General features: G+C 72.1%; 13 protein-coding genes. 9 read left to right on the plus strand and 4 right to left on the minus strand.

The window, feature by feature from the left end; translation table 11 throughout:
• The first annotated feature begins 46 nt into the window (after nt 1–46).
• The 4 genes from ABD817_RS25545 to ABD817_RS25560 are packed head-to-tail and all read left to right on the plus strand — an operon-like array spanning nt 47 to nt 8739.
• The gene (locus ABD817_RS25545) at nt 47–970 is read left to right on the plus strand and encodes a thiamine pyrophosphate-dependent dehydrogenase E1 component subunit alpha (protein WP_344920673.1); all 924 of its coding nucleotides are present in this window, start codon (nt 47–49) and stop codon (nt 968–970) included.
• Nucleotides 961–1944, plus strand: a complete 984-nt coding sequence (locus ABD817_RS25550; RefSeq protein WP_344920674.1) for an alpha-ketoacid dehydrogenase subunit beta — start codon at nt 961–963, stop codon at nt 1942–1944. Before ABD817_RS25545 ends, ABD817_RS25550 begins: the two co-directional genes overlap by 10 nt.
• Entirely contained in the window at nt 1937–3130 is a 1194-nt protein-coding gene (locus ABD817_RS25555; RefSeq protein WP_344920675.1) for a 2-oxo acid dehydrogenase subunit E2, read from the plus strand. The genes ABD817_RS25550 and ABD817_RS25555 overlap by 8 nt, the downstream gene beginning before the upstream one ends.
• Nucleotides 3127–8739, plus strand: coding sequence for a non-ribosomal peptide synthetase/MFS transporter (locus ABD817_RS25560; RefSeq protein WP_344920676.1), 5613 nt, complete (start codon nt 3127–3129; stop codon nt 8737–8739). Before ABD817_RS25555 ends, ABD817_RS25560 begins: the two co-directional genes overlap by 4 nt.
• Before the next feature lie 196 nt (nt 8740–8935).
• Here the strand turns inward: ABD817_RS25560 and ABD817_RS25565 are convergent, their stop codons facing one another.
• Nucleotides 8936–9079, minus strand: a complete 144-nt coding sequence (locus tag ABD817_RS25565) for a hypothetical protein (protein WP_344920677.1) — start codon at nt 9077–9079, stop codon at nt 8936–8938.
• Between the two features lie 396 nt (nt 9080–9475).
• Nucleotides 9476–14539, minus strand: a complete 5064-nt coding sequence (locus tag ABD817_RS25570; protein WP_344920678.1) for an ATP-dependent helicase — start codon at nt 14537–14539, stop codon at nt 9476–9478.
• 329 nt (nt 14540–14868) lie between these two features.
• Here ABD817_RS25570 and ABD817_RS25575 point away from each other — a divergent pair, with 329 nt between their 5' ends.
• Together ABD817_RS25575 and ABD817_RS25580 are read left to right on the plus strand one after the other, a co-directional pair.
• Nucleotides 14869–15357, plus strand: a complete 489-nt coding sequence (locus tag ABD817_RS25575) for a VOC family protein (RefSeq protein WP_344920679.1) — start codon at nt 14869–14871, stop codon at nt 15355–15357.
• A gap of 172 nt (nt 15358–15529) precedes the next feature.
• A complete protein-coding gene (locus ABD817_RS25580) occupies nt 15530–15724 on the plus strand; it encodes a DUF3046 domain-containing protein (RefSeq protein WP_344920680.1) in 195 nt (64 codons plus the stop codon).
• Between the two features lie 261 nt (nt 15725–15985).
• Here the strand turns inward: ABD817_RS25580 and ABD817_RS25585 are convergent, their stop codons facing one another.
• Complete coding sequence (locus tag ABD817_RS25585) at nt 15986–16264, minus strand: hypothetical protein (protein ID WP_344920681.1); 279 nt, start codon at nt 16262–16264, stop codon at nt 15986–15988.
• A 325-nt stretch (nt 16265–16589) separates the two neighbouring features.
• Here ABD817_RS25585 and recA point away from each other — a divergent pair, with 325 nt between their 5' ends.
• The 3 genes from recA to rny all read left to right on the plus strand — a co-directional run bounded on the left by recA (nt 16590) and on the right by rny (nt 20537).
• Nucleotides 16590–17723, plus strand: coding sequence for a recombinase RecA (gene recA, locus ABD817_RS25590; RefSeq protein ID WP_425583403.1), 1134 nt, complete (start codon nt 16590–16592; stop codon nt 17721–17723).
• A gap of 14 nt (nt 17724–17737) precedes the next feature.
• Nucleotides 17738–18634, plus strand: coding sequence for a recombination regulator RecX (recX, locus tag ABD817_RS25595; RefSeq protein WP_344920682.1), 897 nt, complete (start codon nt 17738–17740; stop codon nt 18632–18634).
• 286 nt (nt 18635–18920) lie between these two features.
• Nucleotides 18921–20537, plus strand: a complete 1617-nt coding sequence (rny, locus tag ABD817_RS25600) for a ribonuclease Y (RefSeq protein WP_344920683.1) — start codon at nt 18921–18923, stop codon at nt 20535–20537.
• A 159-nt stretch (nt 20538–20696) separates the two neighbouring features.
• Here rny and ABD817_RS25605 read toward each other — a convergent pair whose 3' ends face one another.
• The gene (locus ABD817_RS25605) at nt 20697–22574 is read right to left on the minus strand and encodes a S9 family peptidase (protein WP_344920684.1); all 1878 of its coding nucleotides are present in this window, start codon (nt 22572–22574) and stop codon (nt 20697–20699) included.
• Nucleotides 22575–22616: the final 42 nt, after the last annotated feature.

Genomic DNA, 22616 nt, shown 5'->3' on the forward strand with positions numbered 1-22616 from the left:
CTCCACCCCGATCTGAAGACCGAGGTTCCTACCCTGGAGATAATCGATGACTGAGACCCTCGACGGGCTCCGTCTCTCCCCCCTCGCCGACGACGACCTGGAACTCCTGCTCCTGGTCAGGCACTTCGAGCTCAAGCTCCTTGAGCTGTACGGCAGGGGCGACCTCAACGGCACCACGCACACCTGCCTGGGCCAGGAGTACGTCCCGGTCGCGCTGCGACCCCTGCTCGGCCCGGCCGACCACGTCTTCAGCAACCACCGGGGACACGGCCACTACCTGTCCAGGTTCCGCGACCCGCACGGTCTGCTCGCCGAGATCATGGGCAGGGAGGGCGCGGTCTGCGGGGGTGTCGGCGGCAGCCAGCACATCCACCGCGACCGTTACATGTCCACCGGCGTGCAGGGCGAGAGCATGCCGGTCGCCGCCGGTGTCGCGCTGCACCTCAAGCGCGCCGAGCCCGGCACCCTGGCCTGCGTGCACATCGGCGACGGCACCTGGGGCGAGGGCGCGGTCTACGAGGCGCTGAACCTCGCCGCGCTCTGGCGGCTCCCGCTGCTCGTCGTGGTGGAGAACAACGGCATCGCCCAGTCCACCCCGACCACCTCGCAGATGGCCGGTACGGTGGCCGGCCGGGCGGCGGCCTTCGGCATCCCGCACCGGCTGGTCGTCTCCATCGACGTCAACGAGATCCGCTTCTCGCTGGAACGCGAGATCGCGCGGGTGCGCGAGGGGCAGCCGCTGGTGGTCGAGTTCGTCACCCACCGCCTCGGACCGCACAGCAAGGGCGACGACATCCGCCCGGCCGAGGCCGTACGGGCCGCCAGGGACGGCGACTGGTACACCCGTTACGCCCACGACCACCCGGAGCAGTTCCACCGGCTCGACGGCGTCGTCCAGGCCGAGGTCGAGGCCGTCGCCGACGAGGTGGCCGCGCGCCCTCTCTCCCGCTGGGAGGGACCGTGCGCGTAGCGGAGAACCTCAACGCGGCCCTGCACGGGCTACTGGACGACGACCCCACCGCCTACGTGCTCGGCGAGGACATCCTCGACCCGTACGGCGGCGCCTTCAAGGTCACCAAGGGGTTGTCCACCCGCTTTCCCGAGCGCGTGATCGGCACCCCGATCAGTGAGGGCGCGCTGACCGGCGTCGCGGCGGGACTCGCGCTCACCGGCAACACGGCCGTGGCCGAGATCATGTTCGGCGACTTCGTGGCGCTCGCCTTCGACCAGTTGTGCAACTTCGCCAGCAAGTCGGTGTCGATGTACGGCAGGCGGCTGCCGCTGCGGATGGTGGTGCGCTGCCCGACCGGCGGCGGACGGGGCTACGGTCCCACCCACAGCCAGAGCCTGCAGAAGCACTTCGTCGGCATGCCGGGGCTGTCGCTGTACGAGATGTCCCCCTTCCACGACAACCGCGCGGTGTTCGCGGCGATGCTGGAACGGGGCGAGCCGTGCGTGTTCTTCGAGGACAAGGTCCTCTACACCCGGCAGATGGAGCGGGTGGACCCGCTGTTCCTGACGCGCCGTGACGGTGATCTGGCGGTGGTGGACATCCGCGACGCGGGCGACCGCCCCGACTGCGTGGTCATCGCCCCCGGCGGGATGGCCCACCGGGTGCTGGGCGCGATGCGCTCCCTGATGATGGAGGAGGAGATCTCCGTCCGGCTGCTGGTCCCTTCCCGGCTCTACCCGCTGGACGCCGACGCGTTCCTGCCCCACCTCGGGGACGTCGTCCTGGTCGCGGAGGAGAGCACCGCCGGGGGCACCTGGGGCAGCGAGGTCGCCCACCTGCTGCACGCCCGCGTCTGGGACCGCCTGCGCGGACCCGTCCGTCTCGTCCACTCACGGGCCTCCGTGATCCCCACCGCCGCGCACCTGGAGAACGAGGTCCTGGTCGGGGAGTCCACGATCCACCACGCCGTACGGGAGGCTCTGCGTGGCTGACATCCACGTTCCCAAGCTGAACAACAACGACACCGAGTACCTGATCGTCGAGTGGCTGGTGGGGAACGGCAAGCCCGTCATCGCCGGGGAGCCGATCGCCGTCCTGGAGACCTCCAAGGCGACCGACGAGCTGGAGGCCGAAGAGACCGGCTACCTGCACCACGCCGCCGCACTCGGCACCCTGATCGCTCCCGGCGCGCTCCTCGCCCGCATCACGCCCGAGGCGGCCCCGCCGCCCGCCCCGGTGTCCGACGCGGTGTCCGACGCGGTGTCCGGCGCGCCCGAGCCCGTGACCTCGGAGGACGCGCCGGTGGCCGAGCCGGTCGTCACCGTGCCCGCCCGCGCGGCGATGGAGGAGCTCGGCGTCTCCCACGCCGAGGTCGCGTCCCTGGGCCTCGCCGTCATCCGCAGGAACGACGTGGAGGCCCTGGCCGCCCGCCGTACCGAGCGGACGGCCACCGACACGCGAGAAGACACGCCGGAGGCCGTGCCGGGAGACGTACTGGAGGACGTGCCGGAACCGGTCGCGGACGCGGGCACGCACCGCCTCTCGCGGGTGCAGCGGGCCGTCGCGCGCGCCGTCACCACCTCGCACGACACCATCCCCGCCGCGTACACCGTCGTGAAGTTCGAGGTGGGCCCGCTGCTGGAGCGGGCCAGGGGACTGACCAGGGAGGTCCGCAGGCCGGTCGGGCTCGCGGAGCTGTTCGTCCAGGCGGTGGCCGCGCTGCACCCGGCGTTCCCGCTCTTCTTCGCCTCGCTCGACGGGGATCGGGCGCGTCCGGCCGACGCCCCGCGCGTGGGCGTCACGTTCGACATGGGCGAGGGCCTGTACGTGCCGGTCGTCCGCGACACCGGCTCGCTCAAGGCGATCGCCGACGCGCTCATGCGCTACCGGCTCGCCGCCACCGAGGGCGACTTCCGCGAGAAGGACCTCACCGGTGCCAACATCGCCGTCACCCTGCACACCGACGCCGACGTCATCCTCGCGATCCCCTTCGTCTTCCCCGGTACGGTCTGCGCCCTCGCGATCACCTCGCCGCAGCCCGAACCGGTTTTCGCCGAGGACGGCACGGTGGCCGCGAGGACCGTCGCCAACATCGGCCTCGCCTACGACCATCGGCTGATCAACGGCCGGGACGCCGCGCTCTTCCTCGCGGCCCTCCGGATGGAGCTACACGCGTGACCGAGACAACCCTGTCGGACGCCAAGAAGGCGCTGCTCGCCAAGCGGCTCAAGAGCCGGGGGGAGTCGCGGGCCGCCGTCGCCCGCCGCGCCCCCGGAACCGTCCCGCCCCTGTCCCACGCCCAGGAACGCCTGTGGTTCCTCGAGCAGTACCGGCCGGGCACCACCACCTACACCGTCCCCGTCGCGGTGCGCCTGCGCGGGGACCTGGACGCCGACGCGCTGCGCCGGGCGCTGGACGAGATCGTCGCGCGCCACGAGGCCCTGCGCACGAGGTTCCTCACCACCGACGACGGCACCCCCGAGCTGGTCATCGACGAGCCGGGGCCCGCCGCGCTGCGCGTCGCCGAGGCGGACGGCGTGGACGCCGCGATCGAGCTGCTCGACGCCGACCTCGCCGTCCCGTTCGACCTGGAGCGCGGCCCGCTCTTCCGCGCCGTGCTGGTCGGGATCGCGCCCGGCGACCACGTCCTCCTCATCGCCGCCCACCACACCGTCATCGACGGCTGGTCCAGCGACCTGCTCATCCGCGAGCTGCTCGCCCTGCACGACGGCGCCACCCCGCCGCCCGCGCCGGTCGGCTACGGCGACTACGCCCTCTGGCAGCGGGGCCGCGACCACCGCCGCGAGATCGGCCACTGGCGTGACCGGCTCGCCGGGCTGCCCGCCATCGAGCTGCCCACCGACAGGCCGCGCCCCGCCGAGCAGCGCCACGAGGGGGCCGCCCTCGACGTCCGGGTGGACGCCGACCTCGCCCGGCGGCTCGCCGAGCTGGGCGCCTCGGCCGGGGCCACGCCGTACATGACGCTGCTCGCCGCCTTCCAGGTGCTGCTGGCCCGCTACTCGGGGCAGACGGACTTCGCGGTCGGCTCCCCGGTCGCCGGGCGCGGGCTGCCCGAGCTGGACGGGGTCGTCGGCATGTTCGTCAACACCCTGGTCCTGCGCGCCGACCTGGCCGACGACCCGTCGTTCACCACCTTCCTGGCCCGGACGCGCGAGACCGCGCTGGACGCCTACGCGCACCAGGAGCTCCCGTTCGACCAGCTGGTCAACGAGCTGAACGTGGTCCGCGACGTGAGCCGGTCGCCGCTCGCGCAGGTCACGTTCGCGCTGCAGAACTTCAAGGCGGGCGAGGAGGACGGGCGCGTCTCCTACCTCACGCTCCCGGCCAGGACCACCCGCTTCGACCTCGGCCTCTACCTGTTCGAGAGCCCGGACGGCGGGCTGGTCGGGCACCTCGCCTACAGCACCGCCCTGTTCGACCCGGAGACCGTGGAGTTGCTGGCCGTGCGCTTCGAGACGCTGCTGCGCTCGATCGTGGCGGACCCGGACACGCGGGTGGGCGAGCTGTCGCTGCTCTCCGACGACGAACGGGACCTGGTCCTGGGCTTCGGCTCGGGACCCGCCCTGCGGCCGTCCGGACACGACCTGCTGCACGACCTCGTCACCGCGCAGGCCGCGCTCACCCCCGGCGCGACGGCCGTGGTCCACGACGTCACCGCCTCGGGTACGGCCCCCGCGGCGGGTGGCGGCTCGGGTACGGCGCACAGCGGGAGCGGCGGCTCGCTGACGTACGCCGAGCTCGACGAGCGCTCCACCAGGATCGCCGCCCTGCTGAGGAACCGGTACGGCGTGGGCCCCGACACCAGGGTGGGCGTCTTCCTGGAGCAGTCCACCGACCTCGCGGCGGCCGTCGTCGGCGTGCTGAAGGCCGGTGGCGCCTACGTGCCCCTCGACCCCAAGCAGCCCCGCGACCGGCTGGCGTACATGCTCGCCGACGCCGGGGCCGTCGCCGTCCTCACCACCTCCGCGCTGCGCGACCTGCTGCCCGACGTCCCCGACGCGCCGGCGATCCGCCTGGACTCCGAGGCGCTGGACGAGACCGGGTTCGAGTCCCCCGAGGTCTCGCCCGGCGACCTCGCGTACGTGATCTACACCTCGGGGACCACCGGGCGGCCGAAGGGCGTCGGGGTGCAGCACCGGCAGGTGCTCAACTACCTCGCCGGGGTCAGGGAGCGCTTCGAGGTCGAACCCGGCGCGGTGTACACGCTGCTGCAGTCGCTCTCGTTCGACTTCGGGGTGACGATCTTCTACCTGTCGCTCATGACCGGCGGAGAGCTGCACCTGGCCGACCCCCAGGCTCCCGCCGAGGAGCTCGCCGGGCTGCTGAGCGGCACCGACTACCTGAAGATGACCCCCTCCCACCTCGCCTCGCTGCTCGCCGCGGTGGACGATCCCGCCGAGCTGCTCCCGCGCAAGCTCCTCGTCCTCGGCGGCGAGGCGTCCCGGTGGAGCTGGGCACGGGAGCTGACCGCGCACACCACGGTGGTCAACCACTACGGCCCCACCGAGGCCACGGTCGGCATCTCCACCCACGCCGTCACCGGCGAGCGCGAGCGGGCGCTGAACCTGCCGATCGGCAGGCCGCTGCCTGGCGCCGGGGTCTACGTGCTCGACGAGCACCTGCGGCTGGTCCCGCCCGGCATGACCGGCGAGATCTACCTCGGCGGCGACCGTCTCGCCCGCGGATACCTCGGACGGCCCGGCCTGACGGCCGAGAGATTCCTGCCCGACCCGTACGGCGGGCCCGGTGCCCGCATGTACCGGACCGGCGACCTCGGCCGGTGGCTGCCCTCCGGTGACCTGTGCTTCCTCGGCCGCCGCGACCTTCAGGTCAAGGTCAGGGGCTACCGGGTGGAGCTGCCGGAGATCGAGTCGGTGCTCGCCGAACAGCCGGGAGTCGCCCACGCCGTCGTCGACCTGCGCGGGGACCGGCTGGTCGCGTACGTGGTCGGCGAGGTCGCGGGAGACCAGACCAGCGTCAGCGAGCTGCGGGCGCGGCTCGGTGAACGGCTCCCCGAGTACATGATTCCCGGGCGGTTCGTCTGGCTGGACGAGCTGCCCCTGAAGTCGCACGGCAAGGTCGACCGGGCCAGGCTGCCCGAGCCCGACGAGGCACGACCTGACCAGGAAGCCGGATTCGTCCCGCCGGAGACGCCGCTCGAAGAGGCGATCGCGGCGGTGTGGGCGAAGGTGCTCGGACTGGTCCAGGTCGGTGTGCTGGACGACTTCTTCGACCTGGGCGGTCATTCGCTGCTCGCCGCGCAGGTGGTCGCCCGCCTTCGGAAAGCCATTCCCGAAGGCGGGCGCCAGGTCACCATCCTGGACCTGTTCAAGCACCGGACCGTCCGCGAGCTCGCGCGGCTCGTTGAGACGGCCGACGACGGCCCGCGCATGCTCCTGCACCGGCTCACCCCGGCCCGCACGGCCACCTCGACCCTGGTGTGCGTGCCGTACGGCGGCGGCAGCGCGGCCATCTACCAGCCGCTGGCCGACACGCTGCCCCAGAACTGGGCGCTGCACGCGGTCGCCGTCCCCGGCCAGGAGATGGGGCTGATCGAGGAGACCCGGCCGGTGGCGGAGGTCGCGCAGGGCTGCGTGGAGGAGATCCTCAAGGACATCCGAGGCCCGCTCGCGCTGTACGGGCACTGCGGGCTCGGCGTGATGCTGACCGTGGAGATCGCCCGCCGCCTGGAGGCCGCGGGCCGCCCGGTGGAGGCGATCTACCTCGGCGGCATCTTCCCCTTCGCGCGTCCCACCTCGGTGCTGGCCAAGCTGTCGAACCTGACCGACCGCCTGCGCAGCGACCAGGTCTGGGCCAACGCCCTGCAGGCCGCGGGTCTCGACGTGGAGGACCTGGAACGCGACCAGCTCAAGCTGATGATCGACAACCGTCGCAAGGGCACCAAAGAGGCGGAACGCTACTTCACCCGTCTCTTCGAGGAGGGCGTCGAGCCGCTCAGGGCGCCGATCATCTCCGTGGCGGGCGACCGGGACCCGGCCACCGAGTTCTACCAGGAGCGCTACCGCGAGTGGCATCTCCTGACCGGCTCCACGGCCGTGGTCGTCCTTGACGAGGCCGGGCACTTTTTCCTGAAATATCGGGCGGAAGAGCTCGCCGCCATCGTCACCGGCACCCACCGGGCCATCGCCTCCGGCGACACGGCCAAGCTGACCCGTACCGACCGATCGACCTGGTGGCTCGGCGGCGTCTCCACCCAGGACGCCGCCGCGGAGATCGCCCCGGCGACGATGGCCCCCGCGGTCACCGGCGCGGGACCTCTTCCCGGTCCGGAAACGGCTTCTCCCGGTACGGGCACTGGCGGCGCGCCACCCGGGACGGGACACCCGGTCGCGACGGATCCCCCGGCGCGCTCCGGCCCTTCGCCAAGCATGAAGCGGTTCGCCGCCGTGGCGGCCGGGCAGCTCGTCTCGATCATCGGGTCGTCGCTGACCGAGTTCGCCATCCCGCTGTGGATCTACATCACCACCGGCTCGCTCCCCATGATGGCCCTGTTCTCCGTCCTCGCGCTCGTCCCCGGCATGCTGGTGTCCCCGCTGGCCGGTACCCTCGTCGACCGCTACGACCGGCGCAAGGTCATGCTCGCCGGAGACATCGGCGCGTTCGGCACCCAGCTGGCACTGGGCGTGCTGCTGTGGACCGGCAACCTGCAGATCTGGCACATCTACCCGCTCCTGGTCCTGCTGTCGGTCGCGCTGACCTTCCAGCGCCTCGCCTACAACTCCGCCATCCCGCAGCTGGTCCCCAAGCGCTTCCTCGGCCACGCCAACGGCGTGGTCCAGATGGTCACCGGTACCGCCCAGCTGGTCGTCCCGCTGGCCGCGGTCGGCCTGATGGCCGTGATCGGGCTGGAGGGCATCCTCGTCCTGGACGTCGTCTCGTACGTCTTCGCGATCGGGGTGCTGCTCTTCGTCCGCTTCCCGAGGACGATGGCGTGGAAGCGCAGGGAGTCGCTGGTCGCCGAGATGGTCGAGGGCTGGAAGTTCTCCTGGGGCAACCGGGGCTTCCGCGCCATGCTGTTCTTCTTCGCGGTGCTGAACATCTTCCTGTCCCCGCTGTTCCTGCTCATCTCGCCGCTGGTCCTGGGCTTCGCCACCCTGGAGGACGTCGGCCGGATCTCCTTCTTCGGCGGCCTCGGGGTCTTCCTCGGCGGCCTGACCATGACCGTCTGGGGAGGCCCGCGTCGCCGGAGGCTGCGCGGCGTCATGCTCTCCACCCTGGTCCTGGGCCTCTTCTGCCTGGTCACCGGCCTGCAGCAGAACCTGGTCCTGATCGCGGTCGGCGCCTTCGGGATGTCGTTCTGGCTCACCATGCTCAACGGCGTCTACGCGACGATCATCCAGGTCAAGGTGCCGCAACGCTTCCACGGCCGCGTCATCGCGCTCAACACGCTCATCGCCTGGTCCACCCTGCCGATCGGCTTCGGGCTGGTCGCCCCGTACGGCAGCGCGCTGTTCAAACCGCTGCTGGTCCCCGGGGGGCCGCTGGCCGACACGGTCGGCCTCGTGCTCGGCACCGGCGAGGGCCGGGGCGTCGGCCTGATGTACGTGCTGTTCGCCGTCGCCATCGCGGTCACGGCGCTGGTCGCGATGCGGACCCGCACGCTGTCCAGGTTCGACGAGGACGTCCCCGACGCGCTCCCGGACGACCTGGTCGGCTTCCAGACCATCCAGCGGCGTCAGGAGCGCGAGCGTCAGGAGGGCGGGCGTGACGAGCCGGTCGCCGAGGTGGTCTCGATCCGGAACTGACCCCGTCCTGACCGGCGGAACTCCGGGGCACCGGTCTCCTCCGGCGACCGGCCCTGAGGCGGGAGGCGGGGAGGATCCCGGGGTTTCGGAGGGGGAGAACGGGACGGAGAACGCGGACGGGGCGCGGCCGGTGGCCGCACCCCGTCTTCTCGCGCCTATCCGGCTACGCGTGCCGTGTCAACACGCCCCTGTCGGGTCAGTACGCCCAGCCACCGGGAGCGAAGTCCTCCCAGTGGTAGAAGTCCCAGTAGTAGCCGCCGTTGACCTGCGCGAGCTGGCTCTCGTCCAGCTCGGTGCCGATCTCGGACAGCGCGGACAGCTCCGGCTTGGCCTTTGCCATGTTGTTTCCCCTTTTCATCTAACAACGTGGCCAATGTCGCAATGTCCGGTTGTGAACCAGTGGTAGGTGGCTGCAATCCGTTCGCGGGCCCGGCCGGTGCCTCGGCGCGGGGCCCCGGCCCCCGGCCTCACACCGGCGGGTCGACCAGCGCCTCGGCGCGGGCGGTGGAGCCTGCCCGCACGTGAAGGCCGTGGCGCTCCCGGCGTGGGGACCGCCGCCGGGACCGGGTCCGACCTGCTAAGGGCCTGTTTTGTGGATCTTCGCCGTGGCGAGGATCGTCCAGGTGGATGCCCCGCGAGGCGGAGGAGGAGTCCATAACGGAGTTATGGGCGACGACAACGCCGCGAGGCGCCGCGTGGGCGACCGCAGTAGGCGAAAAGATCCACAAAACAGGCCCTAAGCCCGCAGGCGCAGCCCCCTCGGGGTCGGGTGGAACCCGGCGGCCTCCAGGGCGGCGCCCAGGGGGGAGTCGTTGATCGAGGTGCCGTCCGCCCGCTCGACGGTCAGCTTGCCCAGGGCGCCGTCGCGCACGGCGAGTGCGAGGGCGTCGACGGCGGGCTGGAGACGGTCGTCGCCGGAGAAGGACAGCAGGGTCTTGCCGCCGCGCTCGACGTAGAGGGTCAGGTGCCCGTCGACGAGCACGACCAGCGATCCGGCCTTCCTGCCGGGCTTGTGGGACACCTCCCCGGGATGGGCGGGCCACGGCAGGGCCGCCCCGTACGGATTGGCCGGGTCGGCGGCCGCCAGCACCACCGCCCGCCGGGTGTTTCCCTCCGGCCGCTCCGGCTTCCGCGCGCTCCACGGATCGGGCGCAGGTGCCGTGTCCGGGTGGTCGGGCGAGGGAGACGTGGCGCGCATCCGGTCGACGGCGCCGGGGAGGGCGAACTGGGCGCCGCCCAGCCCTTCCACGAAGTAGCCCCTGCGGCACCGGCCGCTCTCCTCGAAGGCGCGGAGCACCTGGTAGACGGCCGCGAACCCGCCCGGCGGACGCTCGGCGGTCACCGCGCCCCTGGTCACCACGCCGTGCCGCTCCAGAAGCACCTCGGCCTGGGCGTGGGCGCGCTGGGTGGCGTCCTCCGCGAGGGCGGGCAGCGCCCACCAGCGCCCGCCCACCGTGGGCGGACCGCTCCTGCTCGGCAGCACCGCCCGCCGTCGCCGGGTCGGGGCCGGGCGGTGCGCCGGGCGCCCCGTCCCGAGGACGGCGCGCAACGGCGCCAGCGTGTCACCGGTGATCCGGCCCGACCACACCAGATCCCACACGGCGGCGGACAGGGCACGGTCGTCCGGGACGGAACCGGTCAGGAGGGCGCCGACACGGGCGCCCAGCTCGCGGAAGAACAGCGCGCCCCCGCCGCCCAGCACCTCCAGCACCGCCTCGTGCACCGGCGTCAGGGTGATGTCGCCGGGGCCGGGCATCAGCAGCGGCGCGGTGTCGGCGAAGTAGAGCGACACCCAGCCGTCGCCGCCCGGCAGGGACCCCTGCCCCACCCAGATCACCTCGCCGGAGGCCGTCAGCTCGTCCAGGAACGACGGGTCGTACCCGGGCACCCGCGAGGGCAGGATGAGCGTCTCCAGCGCCGACGCGGGCACCGCCGCGCCCTGCAACTGCTCGATCGCGCCCACCAGCGCGTCGATCGGCGGCCTGCCCCGTTGCGGGGAGCCGGTGACGCCGTGCCAGGCGGGCGCGAAGGCGGCAAGGGTCTCCGGGGAGACCGGCTCCACCTCCTTGCGGAGCCTCGCCAGGGACCTGCGGCGCAGCATCCGCAGCACCCCCGCGTCGCACCACTCCTCGCCCCGGCCACCCGGCCTGAACTCCCCGCTCACCACCCGCCCCGAGGCGGCCAGGCGGCGCAGCGCGTCGGTGACGACCGCGGGGCCGAGACCGAACCTGGCCGCGGCGGTGCTCGCGAGGAAGGGGGTGCGCGTACGGGCGTGCCGGGCCAGCAGGTCGCCCAGCGGGTCGTCGACCGGCTCCAGGAACGCGTGCGGCACCCCCACGGGCAGCGGCACACCGAGCGCGTCGCGCAGCCGGGCGGCGTCCTCGATCGCCGCCCACCGCTCCTGCCCCGCCACCCGCACCCTGATGGCCCGCCGGGAGCCCTCCAGCGCGGTCAGCCACGCCGGGTCGCCCCCGCGCACACCGACGTCCTCGGCCACCAGGGGGCCGTGGGAGCGGAGCAGGTCGGCCAGGTCCTCGGCGTCGCGCAGCGGCCGGTCAAGCCGGGCCAGCTCCCGCTCGGCGTCGGTGATCACGTCGAGGTCGAGCAGCTCGCGCAGGTCCGCCTGGCCCAGCAGCTCTGCCAGCAGGCTCGTGTCGAGCGCGAGCGCCTGGGCACGGCGCTCGGCCAGCGGGGCGTCCCCCTCGTACATGAACGCGCCGACGTAGTTGAACAGCAGCGACGCCGCGAACGGCGACGCCTTGTCGGTCTCGACCTCCACCAGCCGGACCCGCCGCGCCTCGATGTCGCGCATCAGCCGGACCAGCCCCGGCACGTCGAACACGTCCTGGAGGCACTCGCGCATCGTCTCCAGCACCACGGGGAACGACCCGTAGCGGCCCGCCACGTTCAGCAGGTGGGAGGCGCGCTGCCGCTGCTGCCAGAGCGGCGAACGCCTGCCCGGCACGCGGCGCGGCAGCAGCAGGGACCGCCCCGCGCACTCGCGGAACCGCGCGGCGAACAGCGCCGAGCCGCCCAGCTCCTCGGTGACGATCCGCTCGATCTCGTCCGCGTCGAAGACCGCGACGTCGGACGGGGGATCGGAGAGCGTGTCGGGGATGCGCAGCACGATCCCGTCGTCGGAGTGCACGGCCTGCACGTCGACGCCGTAGCGCTCCCGCAGCCGCCGCCCGATCGCCAGCGCCCACGGCGCGTGCACCCGCGCCCCGTACGGGGAGTGCACCACCACCCGCCAGTCGCCCAGCTCGTCGTGGAAGCGCTCGACCAGCAACGTCCTGTCGTCCGGCACGTAACCGGTCGCCTGCCGCTGCTCCGCCAGGTAGGAGAGCAGGTTGGCGGCGGCGAACTCGTCCAGCCCCGCCGCCCTGATCCGCTCCAGAGCGGCCTCCCGCGCCGCGTCTCCCGCTCTCGTTTCCCCGTTTCCCGCTCCCGCGTCTCCCGCCTCCGGCTTCCCCGTTTTTTCCGCTCCCGTGTCTTCCGCTCCCGTGCCTCCCGTTTCCCCGCGTCCCGCTCCCCTGTTCTCCGCGTCCGCGCCTGCTCGCGACTCCCGTTTCCCCGCCTCTCCGCGTCCCGCTCCCGCGTCTCCCGCTTTCGCGCCTCGGGTGCCTCCGCCTCCCGCTTCGGCGTCCGCGCCCGCCGCCGACATCTCGCGGAGGAACGCGCCGATGGCCCTCCCCAGCTCCGCCGGTCGCCCGGCGGTGTCGCCGTGCCAGAACGGGAGCTTTCCCGGCTGGCCGGGGGCGGGCGTGACCAGCACCCGATCGGCCGTGATCTCCTCGATCCGCCAGGAGGTCGCGCCCAGCACGAACACGTCCCCGGCCCGCGACTCGTAGACCATCTCCTCGTCCAGCTCACCCACCCGGGAGGACTTCTCCCCGACCAGGAACACGCCGAACAGCCCCCGGTCGGGGATCGTGCCGCCGTTGGTGACCGCCAGCCGCTGGGCTCCGGGACGGCCCCGCAGGGTGCCGGTCACCCGGTCCCAGACGACGCGCGGCCGCAACTCGGCGAACTCCTCGCTCGGGTAACGCCCGGCGAGCATGTCGAGCGTCGCCTCCAGCGCGCTCCTGGGCAGCGTCCGGTAGGGGGCGGCTCGCCGCACGACCTCCTCCAGCTCGTCGACCGTCCACTCGTCCAGCGCGGTCATCGCCACGATCTGCTGGGCGAGCACGTCGAGGGGGTTGCGCGGGTAGCGCAGGTCCTCGATCCCCCCGCTCCTCATCCGCTCGGCCACCACGGCCGTCTGGACCAGGTCCCCCCGGTACTTGGGGAAGATCACGCCCCGCGAGACGGCTCCCACCTGGTGCCCGGCCCGGCCGATCCGCTGCAGGCCGCTCGCCACACTCGGCGGCGCCCCGACGCAGGCCACCAGGTCGACCGCGCCCATGTCGATGCCGAGCTCCAGGCTGGAGGTCGCGACCACGGCGGGCAGCCGCCCGGACTTGAGCGCCTCCTCGATCTGGGAGCGCTCCTCCTTCGACACCGAACCGTGGTGAGCCCTCACGATCTCCGGGACGACCCCCTTGGCCGCGCCCGCCTGCGCCATCATCGCCGCCGGGGTGGAGACGGAGGCCGGTGGCCCGGGGAACCCCTCGGACCAGTGCACCGGCTCCGCCCCCGCGCTCTCCCCGGCTCGCTCCTCGCCGTCCTCCCGCCGCTCCCACGCCAGCTCGTTGAGGCGGGTGCACAGCCTCTCGGCCAGCCGCCGGGAGTTGGCGAACACGATCGTGGAGCTGTGGCTCCCGATCAGCTCGAACAGCCGCTCCTCCACATGCGGCCAGATCGACCGCCTGGCCGGGGTCTCGGTCAGCCAGCGGTCGTCGTCGGTGTCGGGTGAGGGGGGAGGCGTGTCGAGCTCGGTCATGTCCTCGATCGGGACGACCACCTCGACCTCGATCTCCTTGTCGGAGGGTGGCTGGACCACGGTCGCCGGGCGCGCTCCGCCCAGGAAGGCGGCGACCTCGCTCACCGGCCGCACGGTCGCCGACAGGCCGATCCGCTGGGCGGGCCGGGGCAGGAGGGTGTCGAGCCGCTCCAGGCTGAGGGCCAGGTGCGCGCCGCGCTTGGTGGCCGCCACCGCGTGCACCTCGTCGACGATGACCGTCTCCACGCCGCGTAACGCCTCGCGGGCCTGGCTGGTGAGCAGCAGGAACAGCGACTCGGGGGTGGTGATCAGGATGTCGGACGGCCTGGTCGCGAACCGGCGCCGCTCCTCGGGGGAGGTGTCGCCGGACCGGATCGCCACCGAGATCTCCGGCACCGGGAGACCGAGCCGCCGCGCGGTCTGCCCCAGCCCGGCCAGCGGCGCCCGGAGGTTGCGCTCGACGTCGACCGCGAGGGCCTTGAGCGGCGACACGTACAGGACCCGGCACCGCCTCACCGGCTCGCCGTCCTCCCGCGAACGCCTCCGCCCGCCTCGGGTGCCCGCACCCGCCGCCAAGCCCGTATTCGCCGGACTCCCGCCGTCCGTCGAGCCCGCGCGGGTGCCCGGGGCGCCCGTGACGGCGCCGCCCGCCGGGGTGCCCGCGCTCGCGATGGCGCCTCCGGCGTCGAGGGGGGAGCCGGGAGCGGAGGAGGCGAGCCGGTCGAGCGACCACAGGAAGGCGGCGAGCGTCTTGCCGGAGCCGGTGGGCGCCACCACCAGGGTGTTGTCACCCCGGGCGATCGCCGCCCACGCCCCCTCCTGCGCGGCGGTCGGCGCGGCGAACGCCCCGGTGAACCAGTCTCTGGTCATCCGGGTGAAGTGGTCGAGCGCTCCGCCCGCGCCCGTCGTCTCGCTCATCGTCGCCCCCTGACTCCCGATCCGGCTGGCAAACCGGGTCACCGCCCATACTGCACGGCGCCACCGACAGAACCCGCCACCGCCGCCCGGCGGACGGGGGCGGACGGCCAGCGCGTCACCTGCGGATACATGATCCACCGATCTCGCGGCCGGACCTCGGGAGACCGCGGGGAGACCGCGGGGAGACCGCTGGGAGACCGCTGGGAGACCGCGCCCCGGGGCGTTCCCGAGGTCTCGCCACCAGGACATGACGTCCGGGATAGGTTGGCTCCCTGTCGTCACGGACATGGCCTTGACGAACACACGACGCATTGAGTGGTGAGCTAACGGTGAGCATCGACCATCAGGCCATCGAGGCGACACGCGAGCGGATCAAGGCGAAGCACCTCAGGGCACACCGCCCGCCGAGCAGCGCGAGGGGGTTGCACCACTTCGCGCTGGTCTCCTCCGACGTCGAGACGACGATCGCGTTCTACCAGGACCTCCTGGAGTTCCCGCTCACGGAGATTTTCGAGAACCGTGACTACCGGGGGTCGAACCACTTCTTCTTCGACATCGGCAACGGCAACCTCCTCGCCTTCTTCGACTTCCCCGGCCTGGACCTCGGCTCCTACAAAGAGGTCCTCGGCGGGCTCCACCATGTCGCCATCTCCGTCGATCCCTCCACGTGGGAGCGCCTGCGGGGCAAGCTGGAGGCGGCGGGCGTGCCGCACACGGTCGAGAGTGGCGCGTCCATCTACTTCGCCGACCCCGACGGGGCCCGCCTGGAGCTGCTCGCCGACCCCCTCGGCGAGATGTACGGCTCCCGCGTGCTCTGACGACTCCGTACTCGACCCCCGACCGTTCGGGCTCTCACCTGCGGTGATCCTTCCCCCGTATGTCTCCCGTCCCGGTCCCGCCCGGCCGCGGGAGCGGGAGGCGGGGTGGCCGACGGCCCGGTGTCGTGCCGGGAGGGGACATGGCACACCGGAGTGGATCCATACTTGGGGCATGCGCCTGTCGGAATTCTGGAAGCGGATGAAGTCACACTTCGGCGACCAGTACGCCGATTCGTGGGCCCACGACTACGTCATCGCCGATCTCGGCGGCCGGACCGTGATCCAGGCACTGGCCGAGGGTGTCGGGGCCAAGGAGGTCTGGCAGGCCGTGTGCGGGGTGACCGACGTCTCGCCCAAGCTCCGCTGAGGGCCGATAAGCCGGTGAGCCTGAGGGCCGGTGAGCCCGAGGACCAGTAAGCCCGAGGGGCCCGGTAAGCCCGGAGAGCACGTGGGAATCCGAGGAGTCCTCGAAAGTCCGGGGCCGGGGGAGCCGGGGCGCCCCCGAAAGCCCGAGGAGCCGGGAAAGGAAATACGTGAGAGCCCGGGGCCGTAGTGAGGCCCGAAGGTCCTCCCGGGGCGGGTGAAGCCTCGGCCCCGACCCGCTCCGGCCCGGGGAGACCGGGGACGGTCAGGACGGCTCCGGGAGCGGGGTGAGGAGCCTCTCCACCGAGTCGGCCGCGTGCGCGGGATCGTCGGCGCTCTCCTCGCCGTCCGGTGCCCACAGGAACAGCCAGCCGTCCCTGACCGGCGTGGCGAAGACGATGGTCTGCCGGAGGCTGTCCGGATGCCACACCCACAGCACCGGGGCGGTGCCGCCGAGGGTGCGGCTCGCCAGCCCCCGTTGTCGCAGTTCGGTGGCGAGGGAATCAAGATGGGCTAGGCGTTGCTGCGTGAACGCGTTGGGCACGTCGGGCACCTCGGGTCGTTTCCCCTCAGGATCACCCCAGGTCAGCCCGGTTACAACAGGCCCAAGGTAATTCTCGGAAATGTCGCCTCCCGGATGGGTTCCGTACCCTTCGAGGCCATGACCCGCCGCCCGCGCCCGATCGGGCGCGGGCGCCTCCGTGGTGGTTCGCGACTCCTGTAACCCGTGGTGCCAACGGGCGGCGATCGAACAGTCGTTCGGCTATATTGAACAGGCCGTCACTCCTGGCGTGCCCTCCCGAAATTGTCGGCGGCACCCCGTAGCTTTCTGGCAACCGATCCAACCCGCGACCCTTCAGGGGGCTCCCATGGCAGCTAACGACCGCGAGAAGGCGCTTGAGACCGCACTCGCTCAGATCGAGCGTCAGTTCGGCAAGGGCTCGATCATGCGCCTGGGCGACGAGACCCGGGCGCCCATCGAGGTGATTCCCACCAGCTCCATCGCGCTCGACGTGGCCCTCGGCATCGGCGGCTTCCCGCGCGGCCGCATCGTCGAGGTCTACGGTCCCGAGTCCTCGGGCAAGACCACGGTCGCCCTGCACGCGGTGGCCAACGCCCAGCGCGGTGGCGGCATCGCCGCGTTCATCGACGCCGAGCACGCGCTCGACCCGGAGTACGCCCAGAAGCTGGGCGTCGACACCGACGCGCTGCTCGTCTCCCAGCCCGACACCGGTGAGCAGGCGCTGGAGATCGCCGACATGCTGATCCGGTCCGGCGCCGTCGACCTGCTGGTCATCGACTCGGTCGCGGCCCTGGTGCCCAAGGCCGAAATCGAGGGCGAGATGGGCGACAGCCACGTCGGTCTCCAGGCCCGCCTGATGTCCCAGGCGCTGCGCAAGGTCGCCGGCGCGCTCAACAACACCGGCACCACCGCGATCTTCATCAACCAGCTCCGCGAGAAGATCGGCGTCATGTTCGGCTCGCCCGAGACCACGACCGGTGGAAAGGCGCTGAAGTTCTACGCCTCGGTCCGTCTCGACATCCGCCGCATCGAGACGCTGAAGGACGGCACCGAGGCGGTCGGCAACCGCACCCGGGTGAAGATCGTCAAGAACAAGATGGCCCCGCCCTTCCGCGTGGCCGACTTCGACATCCTCTACGGCGTCGGCATCTCCCGCGAGGGTGGCCTGATCGACATGGGTGTCGAGCACGGCTTCGTCCGCAAGTCCGGCGCCTGGTACACCTACGAGGGTGACCAGCTCGGCCAGGGCAAGGAGAACGCGCGAAACTTCCTCAAGAGCCACCCGGACATGGCGAACGAGATCGAGAAGAAGATCAAGGAGAAGCTCGGCATCGGCCCGCGCCTCGACAACCCGGCCACCCCGTCGCCCGCCCCCGTGGCTTCGGCTCCGGCCGCCCCGTCCGGCCGTGCGGCCACGGCGTCCGCCGCGTCCGGTCGCGGTGCCAAGGCCGCCGCCGCTCCCAAGCCGGGTGACGCCTGAATCCGGGCTGATCGATGACGACGGGATCTGACTCCGGTCCGGCCGGTGAGGCCGGGCCGAGAGACTGGGGTGCCTGGCCCGACGAGCCTCGGGCGGGCTCACCGGGCAGGCGGGGGCGCGGGCGCGACTACGGTCCGCCCGTCTCAGGAGAGGGGTTCGGCGAGGAGACCGCGGAGCCCGTGGATGGCGCGCCGCGAGGCCGGAAGAAGCGTGCCTCCCGGCGTGGCGGGCGGAGGTCCGGGGGTGCCTCCCCCGGCTTCCTGTCCGATGGCCCCGACAGACACGACGGACTCGACAGACCTGACGGAGCTGACGGGCCTGCTGGATCCGACGGACTCGGCGGGTTCAACGGGTCCGGCGGGTCGGCCGAGGGGGCTTCGGCGAGCCGGAAGGCCGGGGCCGATCCGCAGGCGGTGGCGCGAGGCATCTGCCTGCGGCTGCTGACCATGGCACCGCGCACCCGAGCCCAGCTCGCGGAGGCGCTGCGCAAGCGCGAGGTGCCCCAGGAGGCGGTGGACGCCGTGCTGGACCGCTTCTCCGAGGTCGGGCTCATCGACGACGAGGCGTTCGCCGCGGCATGGGTGAGTTCGCGCCACGCCGGGCGGGGGCTCGCCAGAAAGGCCCTCGCCTCGGAGCTCCGCCACCGAGGGGTGGACGAGGAGACCGTGAAGGAAGCGGTGGATCGGCTCGACCCCGAGGAGGAGGCGGAGACCGCCCGTCGCCTTGTGCGCCGCAAGCTCTCCTCGACCCGGGGCCTGGAGCCCGCGGTCAGGACCCGCAGGCTGGCCGGCATGCTCGCCCGCAAGGGATACGGTCCCGGCCTGGCGTTTCGCGTCATCCGCGAAGTGCTGGAGGATGAGGGGGCGGAAACATCGCCATTCGCGGAGGATCCGGGCTATCCACTCGACTAGTTCGAAGCAGCTTGACAGCGGGTCTTTGCTTGCTCGTTACCTCTCTGACGCTTAATCTCAACGGCAGTGAGGAGTTACTCCGCGCAGTGCGGATTGTCATAGCGGTGTAATACGGACAAGCAGGCTTGACGGATGAGGACGGGACGACGGACCGGCGGGAACAGCCGGTGGGTGATCCCCTCTGGGTTCACTTCTGTCCCGACGGCGCCGTCTCTTGAGCTTTCCGTGCCGTGCGTGTGACCCCTCGTGTGCCTGATATTTGCGACGCGAGGAAGGTGAGGCGCGCATGGATCCGGTCGTGGTCGTCATGTTGGTAGTGACGGTTGTGGCTCTCGCCGTGATGACAGCCGTGCTGGTCGTGTTGCTGCGTCGCATAGGTGGAGCCGAGACCGTGCCGAAGGGCCCCACCCCCGAGCAGGAGGCCGAGGTCGAGGCCCACCTGGAGGAGGCCAGGCGCGAGGCCGCCGACATCCGGGCGAAGGCCCAGGACGACGCCGGAGAGCTCCTGCGCAAGTCGGAGACGGCGGTCGAGGCCGCGGCCGAGATGCGCAAGGAGGCCGAGGCCGAGGGCAAGATCCTGAAGTACGAGCTCAAGGAGCTCCGGTCCGACCTCGAACGCAGGGAGAACCGGCTGGCCGAGCGGGAGCAGCGCCTCGACGAGGAGGCCAGGCGCCAGGCCGACCGGGCCCGCAAGCTCGCCGAGACGGAGACCGAGCTGGCCGACCGCCGGGAGGATCTCGAACGGGTCGCCGAGGAGCGCAAGACCATTCTGGAACGGGTGTCCGGGCTCACCATCGACCAGGCCAGGACCGAGCTGGTCCGGGAGATCGAGAACCAGGCCAAGCGCGAGGCCGCGCTGATCATCAGGGAGATCGAGGGCGAGGCCCGCAAGGAGGGCGAGAAGCGCGCCACCAAGATCGTCACATTGGCGGTCCAGCGGGTGGCCACCGAGCAGACCGCCGAGTCCGTGGTGAGCGTCCTGCACCTGCCGGGCGACGAGATGAAGGGGCGCATCATCGGCCGCGAGGGTCGCAACATCCGCGCCTTCGAGTCGACCACCGGCGTCAACCTGATCATCGACGACACGCCGGAAGCCGTGCTGCTGTCGTGCTTCGACCCGGTCCGCCGCGAGACCGGGCGGCTGACCCTGGAGAAACTCGTCCTCGACGGCCGCATCCATCCGCAGCGCATCGAGGAGGCCCACGAGCGCAGCAAGGCGGAGGTTCAGGAGCTGTGCGTGCGCGCGGGCGAGGACGCCCTGGTGGAGCTCGGCATCACCGACATGCATCCCGAGCTGGTCACCCTCCTCGGTCAGCTCCGTTACCGCACCTCCTACGGCCAGAACGTGCTGGGCCACCTCATCGAGTCCGCCCACATCGCCGGGATCATGGCGGCCGAGCTGCGGCTCGACACGACGCTGCTCAAGCGCTGCACCCTCCTGCACGACATCGGCAAGGCACTCACCCACGAGGTCGAGGGCAGCCACGCGCTCATCGGCGCCGAGATCGCCAGACGGTACGGCGAGCACGAGGACGTCGTCCACGCCATCGAGGCCCATCACAACGAGGTCGAGGTCAAGACCGTCGAGGCCGTCCTCACCCAGGCCGCCGACGCGATCAGCGGCAGCCGTCCCGGCGCCCGCCGCGAGTCGCTGGAGGCCTACGTCAAGCGGCTGGAGCGTCTTGAGGAGATCGCCACCTCCTACGAGGGCGTCGAGAAGGTCTTCGCCATGCAGGCGGGACGGGAGATCAGGGTCATGGTGAAGCCCGACGCGGTCGACGACATCCAGGCCCAGGTGATCGCCCGCGACGTCGCCAAGCAGGTCGAGGAGGAGCTCACCTACCCCGGCCAGATCCGCATCACGGTCGTCCGCGAATCACGGGCCACCGAGTTCGCCCGCTGAACCCGGCGAACCCGCTGGATCCGGCGAACCCGCTGGATCCAGCGGACCCGACGGGTCCGACGAACCCACCGAACCTGCTGGATCCGACGGACCTGCCGGACCCGCTGAGCCGAGCCGAGCCGGGCGCCCTCGCCCACTTCACCGAGCCCGGTCTTTCGCTCAGGAGTGGAAGATCTGCTGGTAGAAGGCGAGCTCGGTGGCCAGGGCCGCGCTGCGGGTCTCGGCGCGGCGGAAGCCGTGGGCCTCGCCCTCGAAGGTGAGATAGGTGCAGGGAACGCCGCGTTCGGCGAGAGCGTCGACGAAGGCCTGCGACTGCGCCGGAGGGACCACCGGGTCGGACAGGCCCTGCAGGAGCAGCATGGGACAGCTCACCCCCGCCACCCGGCCGACGGGCTCGCGCGAGGCGTACAGGGCGGGGTCCTCCGGGCCGATCAGCCAGTCGATGTAGCGCGACTCGAAGTCGTGGGTGGTCGCGCTGAAGTCGGCGAGCGCGCTCACGCCGTAGTAGGAGACGCCCCCGGCGAACGTGTCGGACGCGCAGCAGGCCGCCATCACCGTCCAGCCGCCCGCGCTGCCGCCCCGGATCGCGATCCGCGCCGGGTCGCCCAGCCCTTCCGCCGCGAGCCACTCGGCGGCGGCGATCGAGTCCTCGACGTCGACCACGCCCCACTGGCCGCGCAGCCGTTCGCGGTAGACACGGCCGTAGCCGGTGGAACCGCCGTAGTTGACGTCGAGCACACCGATGCCCCTGCTGGTGAAGAACGCCTTCTCCAGGTCGAGCGCGCCGACGCTGTGCCCGGTGGGCCCGCCGTGCACGAACACGACGTACGGCGCGGGACCCTCGCCACGCGCCACGGGGTTGGACGGCGGGTAGAGGAACGCGTGCACCTCGCGCCCGAACCGGGTCTGGAACTCCACGGGCCTGGCGAGTGGCAGGTAGCCGGGGTCGGGCAGCTCGTTGACGTCCCGGCGGAGCTCCTCCACCCGCTCGGTCACGGTGTCGACCCTGACGATCGACCGGGGTAGCGCCGGACCGTACCCGATCCCGACCAGGGCGTGCCCGTCGGTGGCCAGCACCGCGTCCCAGCCCTCGTAGGGCACGTCCAGGTCGCTCAGCACGCCACTGTCCGGGTCGAAGACCCCCAGCCGCAGGTCGCCCCGCCCGTGCAGGACCGCGAGGCTCCCGTCGGCCATCGGGGCGTACGGCACCGCGCCGAGCTGCCACAGCGGACCAGCGAACTCCTGCTCCGCCGGGTAGAGCGCCCTTGGTGAGGTGCCGTATATCCCGACCAGGTAGAGGTTCCACCAGCCCGACCAGTCGGAGATCAGGTAGAGGCTCTGCTCGTCGCGCCACCGCGGGGCGAGCACCGACTCGGAGGTGCCGCCCTTGACCTTCCAGGAGGTGCCGTCGGCGAGCCGGGAGATCCACAGCTCGGTGCCGTTCCACGGCATCCGGGGGTGGTCCCAGCAGACGAAGGCCAGGTGCTCGCCGTCGGGGGAGATGGTGGGGGCGGCGTAGAAGTCGTGGCCGCCGGCCCGCTCGCGCGGCTCGCCCTCACCGGACAGCGGGATGGACACGATCGACCGGCTCACCCGGCCGTCGTCGTGGCGCTCCCTGACACACCAGACCTGCCCGTCGTGGACGACCAGGTCCGCGTAGCGCAGGGCCGCCGCCTCCTCGGGCTCCGGTGTGAGCGGCCGGGGCTCGCCGCCGGTGGGCAGCAGATAGAGCCGCTGGTCGGCGAAGTTCGTGAACACCACGCCCTCGCCGGGCACCACCGCGTACGACCGCCCGCCGTACTCGTGGACCCTGGTCCTCGCGCTCCACGGCGCGCTCAGCAGCTCGCGCTGGGCGCCGTCGGCGCTCCGGTGCACGATGGTGGTCCGCCCGCCCTCGGCGGGACGGTCCTCGGTCCACCAGACCTCCTCGCCGAGCACCGTCGGATATCCGAGGCGCAGCCCGGAACGGGCGACGTCGGAGGTGGAGACCGGCGACGGCCAGGTGGCGTACGGCAGGACGACCTGCTCGGGGGACATGGCGCAATCCTGCCCGATAACCCGCCGCGTGTCGCCGGTATC

Source organism: Streptosporangium oxazolinicum, assembly GCF_039537505.1.
Classification (GTDB): Bacteria; Actinomycetota; Actinomycetes; order Streptosporangiales; family Streptosporangiaceae; genus Streptosporangium; species Streptosporangium oxazolinicum.